The sequence below is a fragment of the Streptomyces sp. NPDC052701 genome (assembly GCF_040678355.1).
Lineage (GTDB): Bacteria > Actinomycetota > Actinomycetes > Streptomycetales > Streptomycetaceae > Streptomyces.
This window is the reverse complement of sequence record NZ_JBFATO010000001.1, coordinates 482,519-504,531: the sequence shown is the minus strand read 5'-3', so window position 1 is coordinate 504,531 and position 22,013 is coordinate 482,519. Positions and strand designations below refer to the sequence as shown.

Genomic DNA, 22,013 nt, shown 5'->3' with positions numbered 1-22,013 from the left:
ACGGCGCCCTCAAGCCGCTGCTCGAAGACCACGCCAAGCAACTCGCCAAGACGATCAACCGCACCGGATCTTCTACTCTGCCTGTCCCCGCGACCCACGCGACGCTAGCGTCAAGTCCATGATCGTATGGCTCAACGGCACGCACGGCGCAGGCAAGACGACGACCAGTGCGCTCGTCCAGCAGCTCATCCCGGACTCACGGGTGTTCGACGCCGAGAAAGTCGGCGAGACACTCATGGACATCAAGCCAGGACTGCCCGCGACGGACAACTTCCAGCACTGGCCGCCATGGCGGCCCCTCGTGGTCGAAACCGCCCGACGCATCCTCGACTACACCGGCGGCACCCTGGTGATGCCCATGACGGTCCTTGTCGAGCAGTACTGGCGCGAGATCAGCTCGGGCCTTGCGCAGCACGCTATTCCGGTCCGGCACTTCGTCCTCCATGCCGACCAGGGCACCCTCCGCGCGCGCATCGCAGGCGACACCGTTCTAGGCCCCAACTCCCCATTCCGTCTGCAATACCTCGAGCCCTACGCCGAGGCGGCCCGCACGTGGCTGCACGCCGAAGCCGAGGTCGTCGACACCACGCACCTCACCCCCGCCCAGGCTGCCCAGCAGATCGCAGAGGCCGTCAAGAGTTGAGACCTTCCGGCGCCCGTACTCGCAAGTGACAACAAGACTGCCTATGTGACAACTACCGTGCCTCGGCTCAGGACCGGTGGCCGGGGCGCGCGCCGTCACGGCCGGGTCAGAGGTCGAACTCCAGGTGTTCGACGTCGGTGAACTCGACTTCCAGGCCGTGGGCGCGGCGGCCGCCGTCTCTGAAGTAGATCTCCTGCAGTCCTTCGGCTGCGATGTCCCGCAGCTGCTGCTCGGTGCCGCCGGCGTCCTTGGCCTCGAACAGGCGGGCGGCGTACTGCGGGGGCAGCGCCACGGTGAGGTGGCGCAGCCGCGCGTCGTCGGTGGTGCCGGGGGCGGCGGTGTAGCCGAACCGGGCGCGCGTGTCGATGACGATGCCGCCGCCGGTGGCCGCGGCCTGCCTGGCCCTGGCCCTGACCCTCGGCTGCCACCGCTTCCTGACCTCGTGCTCCATGCGCCGCGCCAGGTCCGGCCGGGGCTTTTTGATCCGGTCCTTCACATACCGCTCGACGGTGCGCTGCGTGATGCCGAGCAGCCCGGCCACCGCCCTGGTGCTCCCCAGCTGCCTGACCAGGTAGCGCATCTGCGCGCCCGCGCTCTTCGGGATCGGGCGTGTGAACGCCTTCTGCAGCGCGGCGTCGAGACCGTCCCCGACCGTGCCCATCGGCCGCCCCCTACTTTCCGTCGTCCTTGGCGGTGACCTCGCCCGTCTTGACGTACCGGGCGAGGTTGAGGGCCTGGCCGTGCTTCTCGCGCACTTCCTCGGCCCACAGGGTGGTCTGGGTGCCCTCGTGTTTGACCATCCCCGGGGAGACCCCGATCCGGAAGCTGCCGGGCACCGTCCTGCCGTCGGCGTCGTACGGCAGGACGTCCAGCGGCGAGGGCCCGTCGGCGGCGTACACGGCGCAGTCCGACAGGACCGCCACCGGGTAGCGGCCGGTCGCCGCGGCGAGCGCGACCATCTTGCGGTGCATGTTGACGCGGGCCCGGGAGATCACCACCGCCCGGATGTCGGGGCGCCACGTCGGCCGGGACAGGGCCGGCCACGCCTGCCCCGGCTTCCAGCCGCCGCCGCGCGCCCTCTCGCGGAGCTTGCCGATGCCGCCCTTCACCGTCGACTTGATCGCGTCCAGGACGATCGTCATCTCCGGATCGCGCTGCCGGTGGCCCTCCATCGCCCTGAGGTACTGCTCCGGGGGCAGCTTCTCCCCCACCCCCAGGTCCGCCATGGTGTCGACGTACGCGTTGCGCAGCCGTTTGTACCAGGCGTCCAGGAACTTGCCCTTCTCGTGGCGCACCCAGGCCTCGAGCGGCGCGACGTCGTAGCCGAGCTCCACCGCGTACGCCACCGTCGGGGTCGCGTACCAGGCGGGGCCCGTCGGCCGCTCGCCGGTGGGCGTGAACGGGCTGGGCAGCAGCTCGCCCTGCAGCCGGCGCCACTGCTTGCCGACCAGGACGCGGGAGAGGTCGACGTGGGAGAGGTCGACCAGCCACGCCCCGGGCAGCGTCGGATCGAACTCGGGGTCGGTGACGTGCACCGGCGGCCGGGAGAGGCCGACGACCGCGCCGTTGGCGGCCGCGCCGAAGGCGAGGTTGACGTCGATGCCGACCAGGAAGCGCCGCATGCACTCGGCGTCGGTGAGCTCGCGCGCCCAGTCGTAGGCCTCCTCGAACAACATCTCCGCGGGTCCCCGCTGGTGGAAGCGCGGCAGGTGCGCGAGGAGCGGATGCCCGTCCGGGGCCTCGCACGGTGCGCAGTCCATCGGCTCCTCGCCCAGCGATCCGGGCCGGTGTTCCTTGTGCCGCCGGCCCGTCCCGTCCGGCTCGCTCGCCCGGGTCGGCGGGTTGAGGGCGGTCATCAGCTCCAGGCCGGTGACGGCCGTCGATCCGCGCGGCGTCATCACCCGGGTCGCGTAGGCGCCCAGCACCCGGGCGAGCTCCGCGGGTCCGAGCTGCGCGGCGTGGCCCCAGGTGCGGGCATCGAGCGCGCCCCAGGACGGGATGCACAGCTGCACGCACTGCCGCCGGCTGCCCTGGGCGGGCCGGTAGATCCGCGCCCACGGCCCGAAGCCGCGCCTGGTCAGCTGCCAGTCCGCCCGGTCCAGCTGCTTGAGGACCTTGTGGCCGTCCGGGAGGCGCCCGGCGAGCCGCTCGGCCTCCGACAGCGTCGCCGGCAGCCCGTACCGCTCGCACGCGGCCGCGGTGAGCACCAGCAACGGGTCGGCGTCCTTGCCGCAGCCGTGCAGTTTCTCCGCCCCGAGCCGCGCCTCCTCCAGCGTCCACTCCACCAGTGCCGGGAGGGACTTGGCGGGTACGTCCAGGATCAGGCCGCCCACGCCGTGGCCGGTCACCCGACGGCCGCCGTCGGCGTCGACGACCAGCAGCGGACCGTTCTCGAACCGCGGGTCGGCGCCGGTCACCGGGGGGTTGGCCGGTGCCGTCCTCTTCGCGGCCGGCCGCCGCGACGGCGGCCCGGCGACCGTCGCACGCGACACGGTGGACGCCGCACGCGACACGGCGGCCGGAGCGGCGAGGTCGGCGGAGCGAGGCGGCCCTGGGGTGCCGGAAGCGGCTTCCAGGGGCGCGGCCGGGGGTACCGCGCGGGCGTCCGCGGGTCCGGCTGCCGACGGTACGGGCACGGCCGGGCCGGCGAACGTGCCGGGAACCGTCGTGTCCTCGGGAGGTGCCGCGGCGTCGGCGGGGTAGAGCTTCGCGAGCTTCTGGAGCAGCCGGGCGTACGCCTCGCGCTCCGGGGGCCTCGGTTCGGTCTTGCCGGCCTCCCAGCCGCTCACGGTCGCGCGCCGCACCTTCAGGGCACTGGCCACCTCGTCCAGCGTCAGCCCGTGCGCTTGGCGCAGCCGCTTCCGCTCGGCCGGCGAGGGCAGCGGGGACCTGGACGCGACCAGCGCGTCGACCGCGTCGAACAGCTCCGACATGGCACACCTCCTGGCCCCCAACCGTATCGTGAAGCGCACGAATCGCGTACGTGACACGTAGGGAAGGCGTACGGAGCGCGTACGGGCCGACAGGTCACCGCGCAAGCCCCCACGTCGACCTGACGCACGTTCACGCGGATCACCGCGGGGCGCCGCCTTGCCGCCGGCCCGTCAGCACAGCTCCCGCTCCGCCTGTTTCGGATCGGCCGGGAAACGGAACGAGGTGCGCTCCCAGGCACCGGTCAGATTGCGCAGGAAGCGGCCCGGCGTCAGCGGGTCCCGCGTCGCGCGGTGCAGTTCGGCGAGCGCTCCGCAGCGCAGGGCGTGCCGGGCCGCGGCCACCTGGGCAGGGTCGATTCCGGGCGGCACGTGCCTGCCGTCGCCCCGGTCCGCGACGACCCACGCCGCGGGCAGGCGCTTGTCGTGTCCGACGCGTCCGCCGTCGATCCGCTCGGAGTGCGCCGCGGCCGGATAGGCCAGTCCGACCGGGTCGAGCGCGGCTCCCCCGAGCGGAACGGCGGAGCCGTTCAGGCCGAGGACCACGTACACGGCGGTCACCGAGGGGGATCCAGCGGTCGTACGCCCGTATCCGCCGAGCAGGAGCACCGGCTCTCCCGAGCGTGCCGCCTCCCGCACCTTGCGCAGGTACGCCCGGTTGTACGGTCCCCCCGCGAAGTCGTGGTGCACGGGGTGGGCGTCGGCGTTCAGCCGGACGTACACGCCCCGCTCGTCGGCGATGCCGGCCGGGCCCACCTGCCCCGGGTAGGGGACCCGCAGCCATACGGCGCACACCGCCGCCCACGCCCCGACCCCGGCCGCGGCCAGCACCCGCACCCGCGTGACCGGCACCGCGAACACCGGCAGCAGCATCAGCAGCAGACCCGGCAGCAGCATGCGCCCGTGCATGAAGTCGCCGCCGACCCGGATCACGTACAGCCAGGAGAGCAGTCCGGCCACGACCGGCGCGAGCGCCGGGACGAGGGCCGCGGCGCGCGCGGGCCGCCGCCGGGGCACCACGGCGGCGGCCACGAACAGCGCGGGGATCCACAGGAGATAGGGCTGCGCGAAGTCCTGGAGGTAGGCCCCTCCGCGTCCCCACAGACTGTGGGACGCCTCCTTGGCGACGGCGGGCAGCGGGAGGAGGTGCCCGTAGTAGCCCGCGCGGAAGACCTCGTAGAGGGCCGGCAGCGCCGCCGCGGCCGCGGCCCCGCCGGCCAGGCCCCGCAGGGACGGACGCGCGAGCAGCCACTGCGCGCCCAGGAAGACGACGGAGACCACTCCCAGGTCGGGGCGTACCAGCGGCCCCAGGCCGAGCAGCGCCGACGTCCACAGGGATCCGGGGCGCGCGGTCAGCGCCAGCCACGCTCCCGCGATCCAGCAGGTGCCGAGCCCGGTCTCCAGGCCGGAGGTGGCGAAGTCCCACACGGGCGGCAGCCCCAGCAGCACGAGCGATCCCAGCGGCAGGGCCCGTGGCCGGCCGTGCAGGCGCAGCGCCCCGATCCCCGCCAGGGCGAACCCGGTCGCGGTCAGGAGCAGACCGCCGTACACCGCGGCGTCCGCGATGTCGGCGCCGCTCAGGCCGGCCCCCACCAGCAGCCACTGCCACAGCGTCCCGGTCGACGACTCCACTCGCTCCCCGGCGTTGAACACCGGCCCGTTGCCCGCCAGTACCTGCCGCACGGTCCGTACGTAGATGAAGGCGTCGTCGGACATCCACCGTCGCTCGAAACCGACGAGGGCGACGAGGAGGGCGGGTACGAGCCACACGGCCGGCCGCAGCCGGGCCGCCCCCGCGGTGTCCGAGCGGGGCGGGCGTCCGGGACCTGGGGGCGTGGGGGAGGGTGCCTGGCGGGCGGGGTACGTCGACGTCATGATCCGTTCATCGACCCACGTCAACTCGATCTTGACATCGGGCTGGGCCGGACGGGCGACATCCGAACGGCTGCGGCCCCGGCCCCGGCCCCGGCCCCGGCCGGGCGGTCCCCTCGTGCCGGAGCACCCGGCTCCGTGTGGAGGGCCGGAAACGGGCGGTGCCGCGCCCGGGGGACGGGGCGCCGCGGCCGCGTCGGACGGCCCGTGTTCCACCTGGACCTATGAGGAGCGCGCGTTCGCCCGCCCGGGCGTCACGCACCCGCCCGGACCTCACGGTGGCCGGACGCTCCTGGTCCGGCCACCGCGTCGGGGCTGACGGCCTCAGCCGTCGGAGTCGATGCCTGTGATCACCGCCGGCCCCAGAGGCGCGCTGCCGTCGTCCAGGCCGACGGCGTTCAGGGCGGCCTCCGCGAGCCGGCGGGCCTCCCTCTCGGCCTCGGGGCCGCTGTGCGCGTCGACCGTGAGGCGGAGGGTGAAGGTGCCGTCGTCGTTGACGGCGAGGACGTCGAGGTCCTCCTCGTTCCCCAGGTGGGTGTGGTGCGGGTCGGCCGGGCGCAGCGTCCGGGCGAGCTCGGCCTGCGTCTCCGGCCCGGCTCCGCCGGTGAACGTCCCCGGCACCGAGATGACGTACGTCGTCATGGCATTCCTCCCTCGGTCCCTTCCCGCCTACCCCGGTCCGGCGACAAGATCCCGGACCTGCCCGTGGACCCCGGGACCCGGACCCGGGCCGCCCCTTCCGTTTCCGTACGGGCCCGCACCGTGCCGGCCGCGGCCCCGCTCAGGACGGCTCGACGCGCGCGTTCGCCGCGCCGCCGGCCCGCTCCGCCGGGCGGCGCGCCCCGGCCTCCCAGAGGCACCAGGTCGCCCACAGCAGCAGGACGAGGAAGACGGCGAGCAGCCCCAACAGCACCACCGTCTGCCGTGTCGACCCCTCGCCCTGGACCATGGTCAGCAACAGGCAGAAGGCCCAGGCCACCACACCGCCCGCATACACGGCCCTGAGCTGTCGCAACTGACTCACCGAACCCATCGTCACCCTTCCGAACCGTCCCGTCACGCGTTGCCCTGCCGATACCCCCGCCACGCGACTTCATCGCACGCGATCGCGGTCGATTCCGCGGCGGGCGCACCTTTCGGACAGCTCGCCGCCGCCTCGCCCGTCGGCCCGGCGGGGCGTCGCCCGACGGGCCGCCCACCGCCCGGTTGCCGGGCCACCCGTACGGGCCGGGCCGTCTCGCTCCAGCCTGGCATGTCTGACACGGTCGAACGGGGGCAAACGCGCACGTGCGGCAACCCGCAGACCGAATCAGGAGCAGAGGTAGAGCCATGACGCAGGACCTGACCCCGAAGTACACCGTTCCCGGCATCGAGCGCGAGGCGGCCGGCCGGCTGATCGGCGTGCTGCGCATGCGTCTGCACGCGCTCAACGATCTCCACCTGACCCTCAAGCACGTGCACTGGAACGTCGTCGGTCCGCACTTCATCGGCGTGCACGAGATGATCGACCCCCAGGTGGACAGCGTGCGCGAGATGGCGGACGACGTCGCGGAGCGCATCGGCGCCCTCGGCGGCGTGGCCCAGGGAACCCCCGGAGCGCTGGTGGCGGAGCGGCACTGGGACGACTACTCCATCGGGAGGGCCGACGCCATCGCGCACCTGGGCGCCCTCGACCTCGTCTACACGGGGGTGATCGAGGGCGTTCGGGAGGCGATCAAGGTGGCCGGCGAGATCGACCCGGCGACGGAGGACCTCCTCATCGGCCAGCTGCGCGACCTGGAGAAGTTCCAGTGGTTCGTGCGGGCGCACCTGGAGAGCGCCGGCGGGACCCTGGCCACCGCGGGGGCGCACTCCGAGGTCGAAGCCGCCGAACGAGGAGCGGACCTGGGCTGAACGCCGAGCGCCGGGCCGTCCGGGGGCGAGGCGTCCGGCGCCGGGCGCCGCGCCGGCCTCCCCGGCCCTCCCCCCGGCGTCCCGCTGATCCGCGGCGAACCGCCCGCGACGCAGAAGCCCCGCGATGCGGGAGAGGGGGCGGTGCCGCCCCCGCCGGGCCGGCACCGGCCGGGGCGTGACGTGGTGCGGGGGCCGGCCGGAACGGTGCGTCGCGCGGTCCGGTGGAGGTCGTGGGGCGCGCCCCTCGTCGGCGCACCCGGCGGCGGCCGGGTCCTCACTGCCGGATCGTCACCCTTCCCACCGTTCCGTGCCGCCGGCCTCGCCGCCGAGGGTTTCCACGGTGCGGGTCGCGGAGTCGTAGCTGCGGGCGCCGGTGAAGCTCGCCTCCCAGGGGTGCGACAGCGCCGGTGGCAGGAGGTGTGCGGGCCATCGCGCCGACGTGCGGCGCGACCGGGCCAGGGTCAGGTGGGGGATCCATCGCCCGGGGGCGTGGAGGGGGTTGAGGGGGCCGACGGCGTCCGTGGCGAGCACGTCCCACACCCGGCGGTGCAGCTCGACGAGCTCCGGGCCGGCCACGACGCGCCAGGCGAGGACACGGGTGCGTCCCGGGAAGCGCAGCAGCCCGTCCAGCCGGGACGGCGCGGGCAGAGCGTCGTCGAGGACGGCCGCGAGTGCCGCCCGGGTCGAGGGGCGGAGGTCCTCGCACGTCGCGAGCGTCAGGTGGGGCCGATTGGTCGGGTGCCGGTGTGCCGCGAGGCTGGGCAGCCCGGCGGCGGCGATTGCGTGCCACATGTCCCGGACGTGCAGTTCGGTGGCGGCGTCCGGCAGCAGTTCCACGGTGCGCACGGCGTCAGCGTATGCGGCGGGCGCGTGGGCGGGACGACGGCGGCCACGGCGAGCTGCGGCAACAGTGCGGGCGCGAACCGGTCGACGGGCGGCGCGTACCGGTCGTCGTCCTCGGCCGCCGGCGTCAGCCGGATCGACGCCGCGCGCCCGGCCGCCGGTTCCTCCGGCAGGACGAGGTCGTCGAAGAAGCCCATGCGGCGAGAGTCGCACACGGCACTGACACCGCCCGTCCCCTCTCGTGCCGATCACCGGCCGGCCCCGCACGACCGGGTGGACCGGCCGGGCCCTCCGCCCCTCATCGGCACCCGCCCCGGTGGCGGACTGTCGCCGTCGACGGCCCTGTTCATCCCGTGACGCCTTCGGACGGTCCCCGCGCCGGGGGCGGTCGTCCGGCCGGAGGGGTGCGCGGTGACCGCAGGCAGCGGGCACCTCGGACGTGGCGTTCGCCCTCGTGCCGCGGCCGGCCACCGCTCCGCCGTCGAGACGGCCTCCGTGGGCATCCGATCCCGAAGGCCCCGCCGCCCCGCCCCGGACGGTGCCGAGGGAGCGTCAGGAGCCGGGACCCCGTCACCGGCGCTCCGGACGCGCCGTCCGAACCCGCGCGGCGCGTCCGGGAGTTCGGCGCCCGCCCGCGGGACCGCGTATGCGTGCCGGGCGGGCCGCCGGGGCCGTCCGAGGCACCGGGACGAAACCGGTCCCCCGTCCTGTGGCCTTCCGGCCCCCGGACCGCCCGGCGTCGCCCGGGACACCCGTTGTCAGCACCCTGCTCTACAGTTCCCGTCACTTGATCACTGCGGGTGCGGGAGGCACACATGGGGTGGGTGTCGGCCGGCGGCTACGAAGTCGCCCTCGACGACGGCAAGGTGGTGTGCCGCAACGCGACCGGGCGGCGGCTGAAGTCCGTACCGTCCAAGATCGCCGACGATCCGGCGGTGGTGGGGCTGCGTCAGCTCGCCGAATGGCTGGAGCGGCACGAACGGCAGTGCCTGGCCGACGTGGAGCGGTGGATGGTGCGCTCGCTGCCGGTGCCGTTCGCGGTGCTGGCGCGGGTGTGGCCGGACCCGGCCTGGCGGGCCGCCCTGCGCGACCTGGTGGTCACGGGGGCGGACGGCGTGGTGGCCGGGTTCCTGCGGGACGCCGACCCCGAGCGCGGCCTCGGCCTGGTCGACCTCGACGGCGACACCGTCCGTTTCCGCCCCGGCCTGGTCCGCCTGCCGCACCCCGTGCTCCTCGACGATCTGGAGGAGCTGCGGGAGTTCGCCGTCGAACTCGGCGTCGAGCAGCGCGCCCAGCAGCTCTTCCGCGAGGTGTGGCACCGGCCCGCGGCGCTCGACGCCGAGGCCGCCTCCGTCGAGGACTACGCGGGCGGCGTCTTCAAGGAGCTGCGGTTCCTGCACGGCCGGGCGACTCAGCTCGGCTACCGCGTGCGCGGCGGCCACGCCGTGTGCTCCGTGCTGGAGGACGGCCGCGGTGTCGAGGCCCGGGTCTGGGTCGGCGACTACGACGGCTACCAGGAGACGGAGACCGGCCCCCTGGTCTTCACCGACCCCGCGGGCCGGGTGCTGAAGCTCGGCCGGGTCGGGCCGGTGGCCTGGTCGGAGGGCATGCGCATGGCGGCCGCGCTGTACGCCGGGCGGGACATCGAGGACGAGGAGCGCGCGGCATGACGACGTACGACGCCATCACGCAGAACACCGCCGCGCAGGACGGGACCGCCTCCGCCGCGCTGCTCGACGCCGGTGCCGTCCTGCCCCCGGGCACCACGGACCGGGAGGACGCCGACGTCCTGACCGTCCGCACGTACACGCACCCCGCGCTGGACGAGCGGAGGATCGTACGGCTGGTGCCGGGCACGCTCGGCGAGGCGGAGGACCTCGCCCTGGACTTCCTCGGACTGGTCCGCGAGCCGCAGACCCACGAGGTCGGGCAGGTGCGCCGGGAGGCCCTCGGCTTCCCCGCGTGGGCGCTGGTCAACGACCCGGCGAACGGACACCACGCGCTGGCGCTGGTCAGGGACGTCGAGCGGCTCGCCCGGCAGGCCAAGTCCCGTCCCGGCACCGCCAAGGAGGGCTTCGAGGCGCTCGGCGAGCGCCTCGGCCGGGCCGTGCCGCACTTCCTGCCCACCTTCTACGAGCAGGCCGCCCGCGTCTTCCTCCAGCACGAGAACACCACGTACGCCGCCGCCTTCTTCGGCAAGGCCCGCGAGGCCGAGCGGGTGCACGCGCTGACCGTGGACGAGGAGCGGCAGCGGGCCGTCTTCCTGGAGTTCGCCTTCGCCGGGGCGTTGACGGTCAAGGCCCTCAAGGAACACGTGAAGGCCCTTTCGGCGCGGCTCACCCCGGCCGAGGCGTGGGCGCAGTTCCGGCAGCTGACCGTGGAGCGCTGCGCGGCCGGCCTGCCGCCCTACGCGTCGCTGCCCCAGGACGCGCGCGGACTGATCAAGGCCGCCGGGCTGGACCGGGTCGCCGAGGAGTGCGCCCTGGTGGCGGACCTGCTCGCCTCCCCCGCGGCGGTCCGGGCCCCCGCGTCGTTCTGGAACGCCTACCGGGCGACGCTCGTCGTCCTGGCCGAGGAGCGGCCCGCCGTACGGGTCCGGCTGCTGGAGATCATGCCGGCCGGGCTGGGCCGCTCGGCGGGGGACGACGAGTTCTGGCTGGCGCTGCTCGCGGAGACCGGCGCCGACCGGCTGCTGACGGGCGAGACCGCGGCGGACGGGGTCGACGCGGCGGACTGGCTCAGCCGCTGGGCCCTGCACCGCAAGCACGGGGCCACGGTCGGCGGCCGCTCGCCGGCCACCCTGGCGCTCGTGGAGCGCATGGCTGCGCGCCTGCGCGCACAGGGCCGCCCGGTGGACCTCTTCACGGGCCGCTGGCACGCCGGCGCCGACCTGGACCTGCTGGACCTGTGCACGGCGGAGGGCGTACCGCTGACGCTGCCCGGGGCCGAGGAGAACGTCTTCCTCCCTCTCGGCCCATGGCTCAAGGAGACCCGGCCCGGGCGACGGGACCTGACGGCCCTCGCCGCGGACCCGCGCTGCCGGCGCCTGCTGTACAGGTCCGTGGGGAACCTGAGCGGCCGCCGCCCCGGCACCGGGCTGCCGAAGGAACTGGCCGGGCACCCCGTGCTCGCCGACGTACTGCGCGAGTGGCTGGACGACGCGGCCCGCGAGCTGGCCGAAGCGGCCGGCCTGCCCGCCGCGCGCGCGGCGCTGGAACGCATGCGCCCGTTCCGTGCGGTCGCCGCCCGGGTCAGCCCGGAAGCCGTCGCCCGGGTCGCCTCGGTCCAGGTCGCGCCGCTGCTCGGCCGCACCCTGCGCGCCGGCATCCCCGACGAACTGGGCTGGCCCGCCCTCGACGAGGCGCTGCGGCGGCTCGACGCGGAGACCCGGCGCGACCGCCGGGACGCCCTCACCGTCCAGGAGGCCTGGCCGGCGCTGATCGTCTCCCGCGGGCACAAGGCGTTCGTCGTGGGGCCGCAGGGCATCCTGCTGGAGCACGAGCTGCGGCTGCCGGCGGACCCGGACCGCTGGCAGCGCCCGTCGTTCCGTTACACGGACGGCGAGTTGCTGGTGATGTGGCGGCACGACGGCAAGCAGTACGGCTACTGGTCGGCCCGCCCGTCCGAGGTGTTCCCGCTCGGCGGCGAGCGGCTCCCGCACTGGTACGGCGGCGGTGACGCGGGCCAGACCTCGATCCCGCTGCCGGGCGGCGGCCGCGCCACCGGCGGGCGCGCCCTGCACGCCGGCGACACGGTCGTGCCGCCCGGCCGCCGCGTCCTCGGGGACGGCACCTCGTACTGGCGCCAGGGACGGCAGGGGCGGCAGCAGGTGTGGCTCGAGTACGACCCGGTGACCGGTACGCACGGGCGTGCCTCGCTGCCCGCGTTCCTGCGGTCCGGCATCCGCGAGGGCGCGACCCTGCTCCCGCAGCACTGCGCGGTGCTGCCCCTCCTGCCCGGTCTGGAGCACAGCCCGTTCGGCACGGACGGCACGGTCCTGGGCCGCTGGGTGCGCACCGAGGGCGAGGGGGCCGAGGCCCGCACGACCGTCGGAACGCCGGACGGGCGGACCGTCACCCTGCCGGCGGCGCGCGGCCGGATACCGGGCGTTCCGCTCGGCGCGCTGCGGCTGCCCGGCGGTGTCGAGCCCCTCGTCGTCGCCCTGCACCGCCAGGTCGCCCTGTACACCGGCGACGACGGCACCGGTGTGCGGGAACTGGGCCGGGTCACGCCGCTGGAGCGGGGCGGCGAGTTCGCCGCCGGCACGCGGCTCGTCCCGCCGGTCGACTTCTGGCATGCGCTGCGGCCGCGCGACGAGGGCGCCTCGGCGCTCCTGCGGTCGCTGGGCGACGAACAGGCCGACGCGCTGCTGCGCGCCGGGGCCCGGGCGCTGGCGGAGCGGCAGGCGAGGGTCGCGGCGGCCGGCGGCCCGGCGCACACGGCGGCGGGCGGCGCGACGGCGGGCGGCCCAGCGCCGGGCGGCGCGACGGCGAACGCGGCGGGCGGCGCCGGGGACCCCGCGGGGTCCACCGCCGGCGAGCCCGCCGTTCCGACCGCCGACGAGGTCCTGCGGGAGGCGGTCTCCCGTTCCCTGCCGGCCCTCACCGAGCCCTGTCTGCTCACCGGTGTCACCGCCCTCGTGCGCGCGGTCCTGCGTCTGGCGGAGTCGATCGCCACGTTCGTGGCGCCTCCGGCGGAGCGGCCCGAGGCGGACCGCAAGCGCGTCGAGGGCATGTTCGCCGACTACAGCCCCGAGGACGGCGACGACCAGACGCTGCGCGAGGCGACCGCCGGGCTCGCCGACCCGCAGGGCTGGTGGGGCGGCGGGCAGTGCTGGAGCGCGCTGCGCCAGATCCGCGCCGTCAACCACGTGCTGTCCGGGAAGCCCGCCGACGGCAGGCCCCTGCCCGAGGCCTCCCGGCTCGCCGGGCCCGCCGACGGGTGGCGCAGCGACGCGTGCACCGTTCCGGGCATCGGTGTGATGTGGCCGTCGGTGCTGGACGTGCTGCGCCCGCTCGCCTACCGCGCCGCCTCGCCCACCGTGCCGGAGGCCCACCGCCGGGCGCTGCTGCTGCTGTTCGAGGCGATCGCGGAGGGGCCGCTGGCCGCGCCCGGGGGCGCGCTGCGCGAGGTCGTGCTGAGCGAGCCGCGCGGCAAGCAGGAACGCATCGGCCAGGTGCTGCGCCGTGGGGGCCGCACGGTCGTCGTCCTCGGCTGCCGGCGCGTCGACCACCATGACGGGCGCGTGCACTGGCTGGCCCTGGACCACGATCCGGCCGGCGTGTTCGGCGCGGTCGCGCACTTCACGCTGGAGAGGGAGACCGCGCACCCGCCGGTGTTCCCGGCCGACGCGCTCGCCGCGGTGACCGGGCTGATCCGGGACAAGGGGGCCGCGCCCTGGCGGCCGCAGGCGCCCGCCGCCCTGGCCGCCGCGACGCGGGACGGCCTGGGGCCCGTGCAGGCGGCCCTGCTGCTCGCCGGGAAGCCGGCGCAGCTCACCGCCGAGGTCGTCGCCGCGACCGGTCTGAAGCCGCGGCAGAAACAGCTCGGCGACGCGCTGCTGGCCTCGCTGGGGGCCCGGGACCGGGCGGCGCTGATCGGCGCGCTGCTGCCCGACGACCCCGGCGACCTGTGGACGGCCGGACCGGACACGGACGCGGCGGGCCGGGTGTGGGCGGAGCGGCTCGGCGAGGTCGTCCGGCTGCCCGAGGACCTCGCCGGGGAACTCGCCCTGGACGGTCTGCCCACCGGCTGCGCCGAGGAGGTGCTCAACCCGCGCCGCACCCCCTGGATCAGCCGCACCACGGTGCAGCGGCCCGGCAAGGACGGCGAGCTGGTACCGGAGGACGCCAGGGCGCTGCCCGGCCGGTACGACCTGACGCGTGCCGTGGCCGCCCTGGCCGGGCTCGCCTACTCCCTGCCGTACGGGCACCGTCTGCGCGCCGTCCTGCCGGAGGCACTGGCCGCGCTGCGCCGCCGCGTCGCGGACCCGGGGCTGCTGCTCGATCTCGACCTCGCGTGGACGGAGAAGGGCACGGCGTCCGCCGCCGAGCTGCGCAGGGCGTACGGACTGCCCGCCGCCGGGGGTGCCGACGCGCACGGTCTGACCCGCGTCGGCGAGGCGCTGGTGCTGCGCCCCTGGTACGGCGACCAGGAGGCCGTCCTGGTCCGCACGGGTGGCCTCGGCGGGGCGGACGACCCGGTGTTCGGACTGGTCGAGGGGCTGGTCGGGCCCGGCCGGGGCGAGGGCATGCGGGCGCTGCGGACGATCCTGGGCGACGAACTCGCCCGCGCGGTCGCGGCCGGAACGGATGCCGGGGGGCCCACCGGGTACGCCCAGGACCCGGCCGTCAGCGTGCCCGGCCTGGTCGCCGAGGTCGCGCGGACCCACGGTCTGGGCGAGGACGCGGCCGCGCTCTACCTGCAGCTGCTGGCCCTGCCGGACCCGACGGACCGCAACTGCGCCCGCTGGACCGGCTGGAAGCCCGCCCGCGCGAAGAAGGCGCGCGCCGAACTGGCGGCCACCGGCCTGGTCGTCGAGGCGAAGCGGGCGCGCGCCGGGCGCACCCTCTTCCTGCCGGGCGGCTGGCTCGACCTGAAGTCCCCCGCGCTGCCGGTGGAGATCTGGAAGCGGGGCCTGTACCCGGTCCGCGGCCACGCCCGGGCGGTGCCGCTGGTGCCGGTGCCCGAGCTGTTCACGCGCGCGTGGGACCGCGTCCGCGCCGGTGACGCCCCGGCCTACGAGGAACTCGCCACCCGCGCCACCCGCAGGGGCCGCCGCCGATGACCACCGTCCACCCGCACCCGGAAGAACCCGCGCCGATGACCACCAACTCTTCCCCTTCCCCTTCCCCTTCTCCCTCCCCGGCCCGCCAGATCGTCCCGCCCGAGGACCGGTACGCGGCCGAACTGGCTTTCCTCGCCGCGTACGACGACGGGCCGCGCCCGCCCGCGTGGCGGCTCACCCCGCGCGCGGTCGTCACGTTCGTCATGGGCAGCGGCGGTCGGGCCCTGAAGCTGCCCGACGGCGCCGGAGTGCCCGACGGGGTACCGCGCCGCCTGGTGGTCGAGGACAAGTTCGTCGGCGACCGGGCGCTGGTCGAGCGGTGCGTGGTGACCCTCGCCGGGGAACGCGGCCTGCTGCTCGTCGGCGAGCCCGGCACCGCCAAGTCGATGCTGTCGGAGCTGCTCTCCGCCGCCGTGTGCGGCACCAGCGGCCTGGTGGTGCAGGGCACGGCCGGCACCACCGAGGACCAGCTCAAGTACGGCTGGAACTACGCCTTGTTGCTGGCGCAGGGCCCCACCCGGCAGGCGCTCGTGCCCTCTCCCGTCCTGACCGCCATGGCCCGGGGCGCCGTCGCCCGCGTCGAGGAGGTCACCCGCTGCCTGCCCGAAGTGCAGGACTCGCTGGTGTCGTTGCTCTCCGAGCGGCGGATCGCCGTGCCCGAACTGGCCGGCACCGAGGACGCCCTGGCGCACGCGGCGCCCGGCTTCAACCTCATCGCCACCGCCAACCTGCGCGACAAGGGCGTCTCCGAGATGTCCGCGGCCCTCAAGCGCCGCTTCAACTTCGAGACGGTCGGCCCGATCGGGGACCTCGAGGCGGAGACCGCGCTGGTGCGCAGCCAGGCGCGGGCGTCCGTGGAGCGGGCCGGGGCGCCGTTCCAGGTCGACGACGCCGTGCTGGAGGTCCTGGTCACCGCCTTCCGGGACCTGCGCGAGGGCCGGTCCGCGGAGGGCTGGGAGGTGGAGCGGCCGTCCACGGTGATGAGCACCGCGGAGGCCGTGTCCGTGGCCGGCGCGCTCGCCCTCGCGGCGGCGTACTTCCCGGGCGACCGCGACGTGCTGGGACTGCTGCCGGGGCACCTGCTGGGCGTGGTCCGCAAGGACGACCCCGCCGACGCGGCCCGGCTGCGGGGCTACTGGGACGGTCCCGTCCGGCGCCGCGCCGAGCAGGGTTCCGCCACCTGGCGCACCCTGTGGGACCTGCGTACGGTTCTGGAGGGCTGACGGCCGTGTCCCTCTCCCCCGGAGCCGTCCCCGCCCCGCCCGGCCCGGGTGGCCTGCCCGGTCCGTCCGGCCCGGGTGACCCGCCCGCCTCGCCCGACGCGGCACTCGCCGCCCTCACCGGCCCGTGCGCGCCCTATCTCGTCGGCGTACGGCACCACGCGCCCTCCCTGGCCGCCGCCGTGCCCGCGCTGCTGGACGGGGCGGAGCCGGACGTACTGCTCGTCGAACTGCCGGCCGAGATGCAGCAGTGGCTGCCCTGGCTGGGGCACGAGGAGACGCGGGCCCCGGTGGCGCTCGCCGCCGCACCCGGCGACGGGAGCGGCGGCGCGGGGCCGGCGTTCTACCCGTTCGCCGACTTCTCGCCCGAACTGGCCGCGGTGCGCTGGGCCGCCCAACGCGGCGTGCCGGTCGTCGCCTGCGACCTGCCGCTCGCCGACCGCGCGTGGCACGGGGGACGGCGGGACGGCGGGCGGCAGGCCGGCGCACCCGGCCTCGCCACCGCGGTGCGGGCCCGGCTGACGGGCCGCCCCGGGGACGACCTGTGGGACCGGCTCGTGGAGGCCACCGCCCCCGGCTCCCCGCCCGAGGCCCTGCGCCGGGCGGCCCTGCTCACCGGGTGGGCGCTGCGCGAGGACGCGGCCGCCTCGGGCGGCGTGCCCGAACTGGACCTGCGGCGCGAGGAGTGGATGCGGGCCCGGCTGGCCGAGGCCACCGCGCGCGGGGAGCGGGCCGCCGTGGTGGTCGGCGCGTTCCACGCCCCCGCGCTCGTACGGCAGGAGGACGGGACGGCGGCCGGGGCCGGCGCGTTCCACGTCCCGGCGCCCGGGCGGCGGGGCACCGGCGAGGAGGCCGCGGCGGCGGCCGGTGCGCACCGGCCCGCCTGGACGACCTCGCTGATCCCGTACACGTACGCCCTCCTCGACGAACGGTCCGGCTACCCGGCGGGCATCCGGGATCCGCAGTGGCAGGACATGGTCCTGCGCGCGGCGGGCGATCCCGCGGCGCTGGAGGAGGCGCTCACGCGGGCGGCCGTCCGCGTCTGCGCCGAACTGCGGGACCTGGGCCACCCCTCGGGGCCGGCGGACGCGCGGGAGATCAGCCGGCTCGCCTCGGACCTCGCCCGGCTGCGCGGGCTGCCCGCGGCGGGCCGCGGTGAACTGGTCGAGGCCGTGCAGACGGTGCTCGCGCAGGGTGAGCCGTACGGGCGGGGGCGGGCCGTGGCGCGGGCGATGGAGCGGGTCCTCGTCGGCACGCGCACCGGGCGCCCCGCCCCGCAGGCGCCGCGCAGCGGTCTCGCCCCCGCGGTGGAGGCCGAGGTGGCGCGGATCGGCCTGCCGGGCCCGCAGGAGGACGGCCCCGGCGCGGCCCGGGATCTGCGGCTGGACCCGCTGCGGTCCGACCTCGACCGGCGCCGTGAGCTGCTGCTGCGCCGGCTGGCGGTGTGCGGGGTGCCCTACGGGGAGGTCAGGGAAGTCGTCGGGGCGGGCGGCGCCGAGGCCCTCACCTCGCGCTGGGAGGTGCGCTGGACACCCGCCACGGCGGCCGTGCTGAACGCGGCCGGCGTGCGCGGGGTCACTCCCGCGCAGGCCGCCGAGGGTGTTCTGCGCGAACGGCGGCGCGTGGAGCGGGACGAGGGCGGCCCGACGGCCGCACAGGCCCTCGAAGGGCTCGAACGGGCGGCGGAGTGCGGTCTGGCCGTGCTCGCGGACCAGCGGCTCGACGACCTCGCCGAAGTCCTCCCGCAGGCCGGTACCCTGCCGGAACTCCTCGCCGGCCTGACCCTGCTGGAGCGGGTGCGGGCCGGTCACGTCCCGGGACTCGGCGCCGGGACGGACCGTACGGCCCGGGCGGCCGCCGTGGCGGAGCTGCTCACGGCGGCGGCGGTGCGGCAGGTGGACGGCCTGACCGGGTCCGAGGACCCCGCCGACGCCCACGCACTGCTCGAACTCGCCCACCGCGCCGACCTGCTGGGCGGCATCCGGCTCGCCGACGCCCTGGCCCGCCTGTCCGCCGGCGGCTCGCCGCTGATGCGCGGTGCCGCGGGGGCCGTGCGCGTCCTGCTCGGGCAGGAGGACGCGCGGGTCTTCGGCGACCGTGTGGCCTCCTGGGTCGACGGGGCCACCGGCCCGGACTCGCGCGCGGCGCTCACCGCCCGGCTCGGTGGCCTGCTGACCGCCGCGGGCCCGCTGCTGGAGTCGGCGGCGCCCGCGCTGGAGCCCCTGCTCAGCCGGGTGTCGGAGCTGTCCGACCGGGAGTTCCTGGACCGGCTCCCCGCGCTGCGCGGCGGTTTCGACACCCTCGCCCCCGCGGCTCGCGACCGTCTCCTGGACGCCGTCGAGGAGCGCCTGGGCACCGCGCGCGTCGCCGACACGGACGGAGTCGACCCGGCCGCCCTGGCCGCCTGGACCGGGGCGGACTTCGCGGCCCGCGAGACGCTGCGGTCGCTGGGGCTGCTGCCCGCGCCGGGCGACGCTCCGGCGAGCGACGCCCCGGCGGGCAGGGCCCCGGCGGGCAGGGTCCCGGCGGGCGGCGCCCCGGCGGGCGGCGCCCCGGCGGACGGCGCTCCAGCGAGCGAGGGCCCGACGGGCGGTGCCCCGGCGGGCAACACCCCGGCGAGCGACGCCCCGACGGGCGAGGTTCCGGTGGGCGGGGTCTCGACGGACGGGGTCCCGACGGGCAACACCCCGGCGAGCGACGCCCCGACCGACGGGGTCCCGACGGGCAACACCCCGGCGAGCGACGCCCCGACGGACGGGGTCCGGGAACGCGGCGTCCCCGCGGGCGTCATCGCGGACGCCCCCGCGGGCGTCCCCGGCGAGCCCGCGCCGGGGGGCGCGGCGCAGGGCGCCGCCGCGCAGGGCGCACCGGCCCGGGCGGGAGAACGCCTCCTCGCCCCCGCCGACCGGTGGCGCCTGCTCCTCGGCCGCCGCGCGGACCGGCTGCCGCCGTCCGCCGCGCCCTTGGCGACCGCGCTGGACGAGCTGTACGGCAGCGGACGCGGTGAAGGCAGCCGGGGCGGCCTGACGGGTCCGGGGACCGGTGGCGGGCGGGAGGCGCCGTACCCCGGGGTGCGGGAGTGGTCCGAGGAGCTGGCCGCGCTGTTCGGGCCGGACATCCGGGAGGAGGTGCTGGCGGCGGCCGCCGCGACGGGCCGCAAGGACGTCCTCGCCGAGCTGGACGCAGACAGCGTGCGGCCCTCGGTGGACCTGCTGCGCACCGTGCTGCGGCACGCGGGCGGGCTCCCGGAGGCGCGGCTGGCCGCGCTGCGCCCGCTCGTGCGGCGGCTGGTCGACGCGCTGACCCGGCAACTGGCCACCCGCCTGCGCCCCGCCCTGCACGGCACGGCCCTGCCGCGTCCCGGCCGGCGGCCCGGCGGCGGCCTGGACCTGCCCCGCACGCTGCGGGCCAACCTGGCGACCGCGCGCCGCGGCCCGGACGGCACGATCCGGGTGATCCCCGAGCGGCCGGTGTTCCGCACGCGGGCGCGCCGGGCCGCCGACTGGCGGCTGATCCTGGTCACGGACGTGTCGGGGTCCATGGAGGCGTCCACGGTGTGGGCCGCGCTGACCGCCTCGGTACTGGCGGGGGTGCCGACGCTCTCCACCCACTTCCTGGCGTTCTCCACGGAGGTCATCGACCTCACGGGGCACGTGGACGACCCGCTGTCGCTGCTGCTGGAGGTCAGCGTGGGCGGCGGCACCCACATCGCGGCGGGCCTGCGGCACGCGCGCGAGCTCGTCACCGTGCCGTCGCGCACCCTCGTCGTGGTCGTCAGCGACTTCGAGGAGGGCCATCCGCTCGGCGGCCTGCTCGCCGAGGTCCGCGCGCTGGTCGGAGCCGGCTGCCACGTCCTGGGCTGCGCGAGCCTCGACGACACGGGCCGGCCCCGCTACTCCACGGGAGTCGCCGGCCGGCTCGTCGCCGCGGGCATGCCCGTCGCCGCCCTCAGTCCGCTCGAACTCGCCCGCTGGGTAGGGGAGAAGATCGCATGAGCCCGGATCTGCCTCCGGTCCTCCCGTCCGTCACCGCCGAACTGGTCGGGGCGCTCTCGCCCCGGCTCCGCAAGCGGCTGGACGCGGGTGTCGCCAAGCTCGCGGCGCGTCCGGTGGTCCGTGCGGGCGACACCGTGCGGATCGCCGTCGACGACGAGACCGACGTCGTCCTGCACGCGCCCGGCAACACGGTGAGCAGCGCGGACGCGATCCGCTGCGGGTGCCTGCTGGCGCCGGGCTGCCTGCACCGCGCGGCGGCCGCCTCGGCCGCGCCGGTCGCCGCCGACGCTCCCGTCCCGGACCCTGCCGGGGCCGCGGAGGCGGTGCAGGCGGTGCAGGCGGCGGAGGACACCGGGACGGCCGGGGAGACGGACCCGGCGGGACAGGCGCGGGCCGAGGCCGCCACCGCCGAGCAGCACGCCACCGCCGAGCAGCGCGCCGCCGCCCGAGCGGTGTACGACGCGGCCGCCGCCGTCCTGGAAGCGGGCACGGACGGTGCGGGCGCCGTGCTCCAGGCGGAACTCCTGCGCGCGGCGCACACCGCCCGTCTCGCCGGCCTCCCCCGGGCCTCTGCCGCGGCGGTCTCCGTGGTCACCGGGGTGCGCGCGGCCCGCTCCGCCGACCCCGGACACCGCCTCGCCGACCTCGCCGGGGCGCTGGCCGGCGTCCTGGGCGTCACCCACCGCATCCCGCGCGCCACCGGCCCGGACCTGGCCGAACTGCGCGGCACGGTCCGCCGGCCGTACCGCCCGGACGGCTCCCTGCGTCTGTACGGGCTCTTCTCGGAGCCCGTCCTGACGGCCACCGGCTACGCGGGCGCGGTCACCTGGACCGCCGACGCCGACGGACGCCTGTACACGGTGTCGGACGTGGCGCCGGGCGGACCCGCCCGGGCGGCCGGCGCCGCCGACCGGACCGTACGGATCGGCGACACCGCCCTGACCCACCGTGAACTGTCGCGCGCGGGCCTGGCCGTGTCCGGTGCCACCGTCTCCCCGACGGGCCGCCTGGGCGCGGGGGCCTCGGTACGGGCGGTCCGCGCGTCCGGCACGGCCTGGCACGCCGAGCCGCTGGAGAAGCTGTGGGCCGTGCCGGTCGCCGGACAGGTGGCCCGGGCCCTGAACGGCGGGCAGGACCTGCTGTTCCTCGACGTGACCCTCACGGGCACGGTCCGGGAGGCGACGGGCGACTGCCTGCTGGCCGACTGCGCGGGTCTGACCCTGCGGCTGGCCGCGGCCCACGACGATCCCTCGCTCCCCTGCCGCGACAACCTCCGCCTGCTCTCCGCCGCCCGGGGCAGCCGGCTGCGGATCGTCGCGCGCCTGGTCCCCGGGCCGCTCCCCCGGGCCCTGCTGCTCGCCGCCGAGCACCCCACCGACCCCGCCGCACGGGTGGACCTCGGCCTGGACCGCCTCCAGCACGCGGACCTGCCCACCGGGGCGGTCCCGCCACCGGCCGCGGCCGTCCCCGCCGGGGACGAGGCCCCGCTGCACCTGCTGCGCCGCCGCGTCCACCAGGCGGTGTCCGGGGGCCGCCGGGTCCTCGCCTTCGCCGGGAGCGGGCCGGGTGACGCCGTCCGCCTGCGTCGTCTCGGCCTCGCCACGGCGGGCGATCTCCTGGACGGCCTCCACGCCGCCGCCGCAGACCGCTCCCGCGACGCCTTCGGCCGCCTGCTCCCGGCCGACACGGACCGCTTCGCCCGCGCCTGGCTCGCTGCGGCCCTCTACACCGAGGCGGTCGAACGGGCACTGTGCGCGGGCGCCTGGGGGGCCGACGCGGCCGACGTGTCCGCGCCAGGTTCCCTGCCGCGTCTTTAGGCCGGGATCCGGC

Annotated in this window: 13 protein-coding genes; 7 read left to right on the top strand and 6 right to left on the bottom strand. The window is 76.7% G+C overall.

Annotated features, from left to right (window positions below; all coding sequences use genetic code 11):
- The first annotated feature begins 118 nt into the window (after positions 1 to 118).
- Positions 119 to 643, top strand: coding sequence for an ATP-binding protein (locus AB0L29_RS02040; RefSeq protein ID WP_365822322.1), 525 nt, complete (start codon positions 119 to 121; stop codon positions 641 to 643).
- Positions 644 to 749: 106 nt separating this feature from the next.
- Here AB0L29_RS02040 and AB0L29_RS02035 read toward each other — a convergent pair whose 3' ends face one another.
- From AB0L29_RS02035 to AB0L29_RS02015, 5 genes are all read right to left on the bottom strand, one after another.
- Positions 750 to 1,304: an XRE family transcriptional regulator gene (locus AB0L29_RS02035; RefSeq protein ID WP_365822320.1), complete on the bottom strand. Its 555-nt coding sequence runs from the start codon at positions 1,302 to 1,304 to the stop codon at positions 750 to 752.
- 10 nt (positions 1,305 to 1,314) lie between these two features.
- Complete coding sequence (locus AB0L29_RS02030) at positions 1,315 to 3,576, bottom strand: helix-turn-helix domain-containing protein (protein WP_365822318.1); 2,262 nt, start codon at positions 3,574 to 3,576, stop codon at positions 1,315 to 1,317.
- A 171-nt stretch (positions 3,577 to 3,747) separates the two neighbouring features.
- Positions 3,748 to 5,448 carry a hypothetical protein gene (locus AB0L29_RS02025; RefSeq protein WP_365822316.1) on the bottom strand — a complete coding sequence of 567 codons (1,701 nt, stop codon included), beginning with the start codon at positions 5,446 to 5,448 and terminating at the stop codon, positions 3,748 to 3,750.
- Positions 5,449 to 5,769: 321 nt separating this feature from the next.
- Positions 5,770 to 6,087, bottom strand: coding sequence for a hypothetical protein (locus AB0L29_RS02020; protein WP_365822314.1), 318 nt, complete (start codon positions 6,085 to 6,087; stop codon positions 5,770 to 5,772).
- Positions 6,088 to 6,226: 139 nt separating this feature from the next.
- Entirely contained in the window at positions 6,227 to 6,469 is a 243-nt protein-coding gene (locus AB0L29_RS02015; protein WP_365822312.1) for a hypothetical protein, read from the bottom strand.
- 305 nt (positions 6,470 to 6,774) lie between these two features.
- Here AB0L29_RS02015 and AB0L29_RS02010 point away from each other — a divergent pair, with 305 nt between their 5' ends.
- A complete protein-coding gene (locus AB0L29_RS02010) occupies positions 6,775 to 7,338 on the top strand; it encodes a DNA starvation/stationary phase protection protein (protein ID WP_365822310.1) in 564 nt (187 codons plus the stop codon).
- 288 nt (positions 7,339 to 7,626) lie between these two features.
- Here the strand turns inward: AB0L29_RS02010 and AB0L29_RS02005 are convergent, their stop codons facing one another.
- The gene (locus AB0L29_RS02005) at positions 7,627 to 8,184 is read right to left on the bottom strand and encodes a 2'-5' RNA ligase family protein (protein ID WP_365822308.1); all 558 of its coding nucleotides are present in this window, start codon (positions 8,182 to 8,184) and stop codon (positions 7,627 to 7,629) included.
- An 812-nt stretch (positions 8,185 to 8,996) separates the two neighbouring features.
- Here AB0L29_RS02005 and AB0L29_RS02000 point away from each other — a divergent pair.
- Genes AB0L29_RS02000 through AB0L29_RS01980 form a run of 5 tightly spaced genes read left to right on the top strand, consistent with a single transcriptional unit; the run spans position 8,997 to position 22,000 of the window.
- On the top strand, positions 8,997 to 9,851 hold the full coding sequence (locus tag AB0L29_RS02000) for a DUF4132 domain-containing protein (RefSeq protein WP_365822306.1): 855 nt from the start codon (positions 8,997 to 8,999) through the stop codon (positions 9,849 to 9,851).
- Positions 9,848 to 14,968: a hypothetical protein gene (locus tag AB0L29_RS01995; protein ID WP_365822304.1), complete on the top strand. Its 5,121-nt coding sequence runs from the start codon at positions 9,848 to 9,850 to the stop codon at positions 14,966 to 14,968. The genes AB0L29_RS02000 and AB0L29_RS01995 overlap by 4 nt, the downstream gene beginning before the upstream one ends.
- A gap of 35 nt (positions 14,969 to 15,003) precedes the next feature.
- A complete protein-coding gene (locus AB0L29_RS01990; protein ID WP_365822302.1) occupies positions 15,004 to 16,191 on the top strand; it encodes an AAA family ATPase in 1,188 nt (395 codons plus the stop codon).
- Positions 16,192 to 16,244: 53 nt separating this feature from the next.
- Entirely contained in the window at positions 16,245 to 20,183 is a 3,939-nt protein-coding gene (locus tag AB0L29_RS01985) for a DUF5682 family protein (protein ID WP_365822681.1), read from the top strand.
- On the top strand, positions 20,180 to 22,000 hold the full coding sequence (locus tag AB0L29_RS01980; protein WP_365822301.1) for a hypothetical protein: 1,821 nt from the start codon (positions 20,180 to 20,182) through the stop codon (positions 21,998 to 22,000). Before AB0L29_RS01985 ends, AB0L29_RS01980 begins: the two co-directional genes overlap by 4 nt.
- Positions 22,001 to 22,013 lie beyond the last annotated feature (13 nt).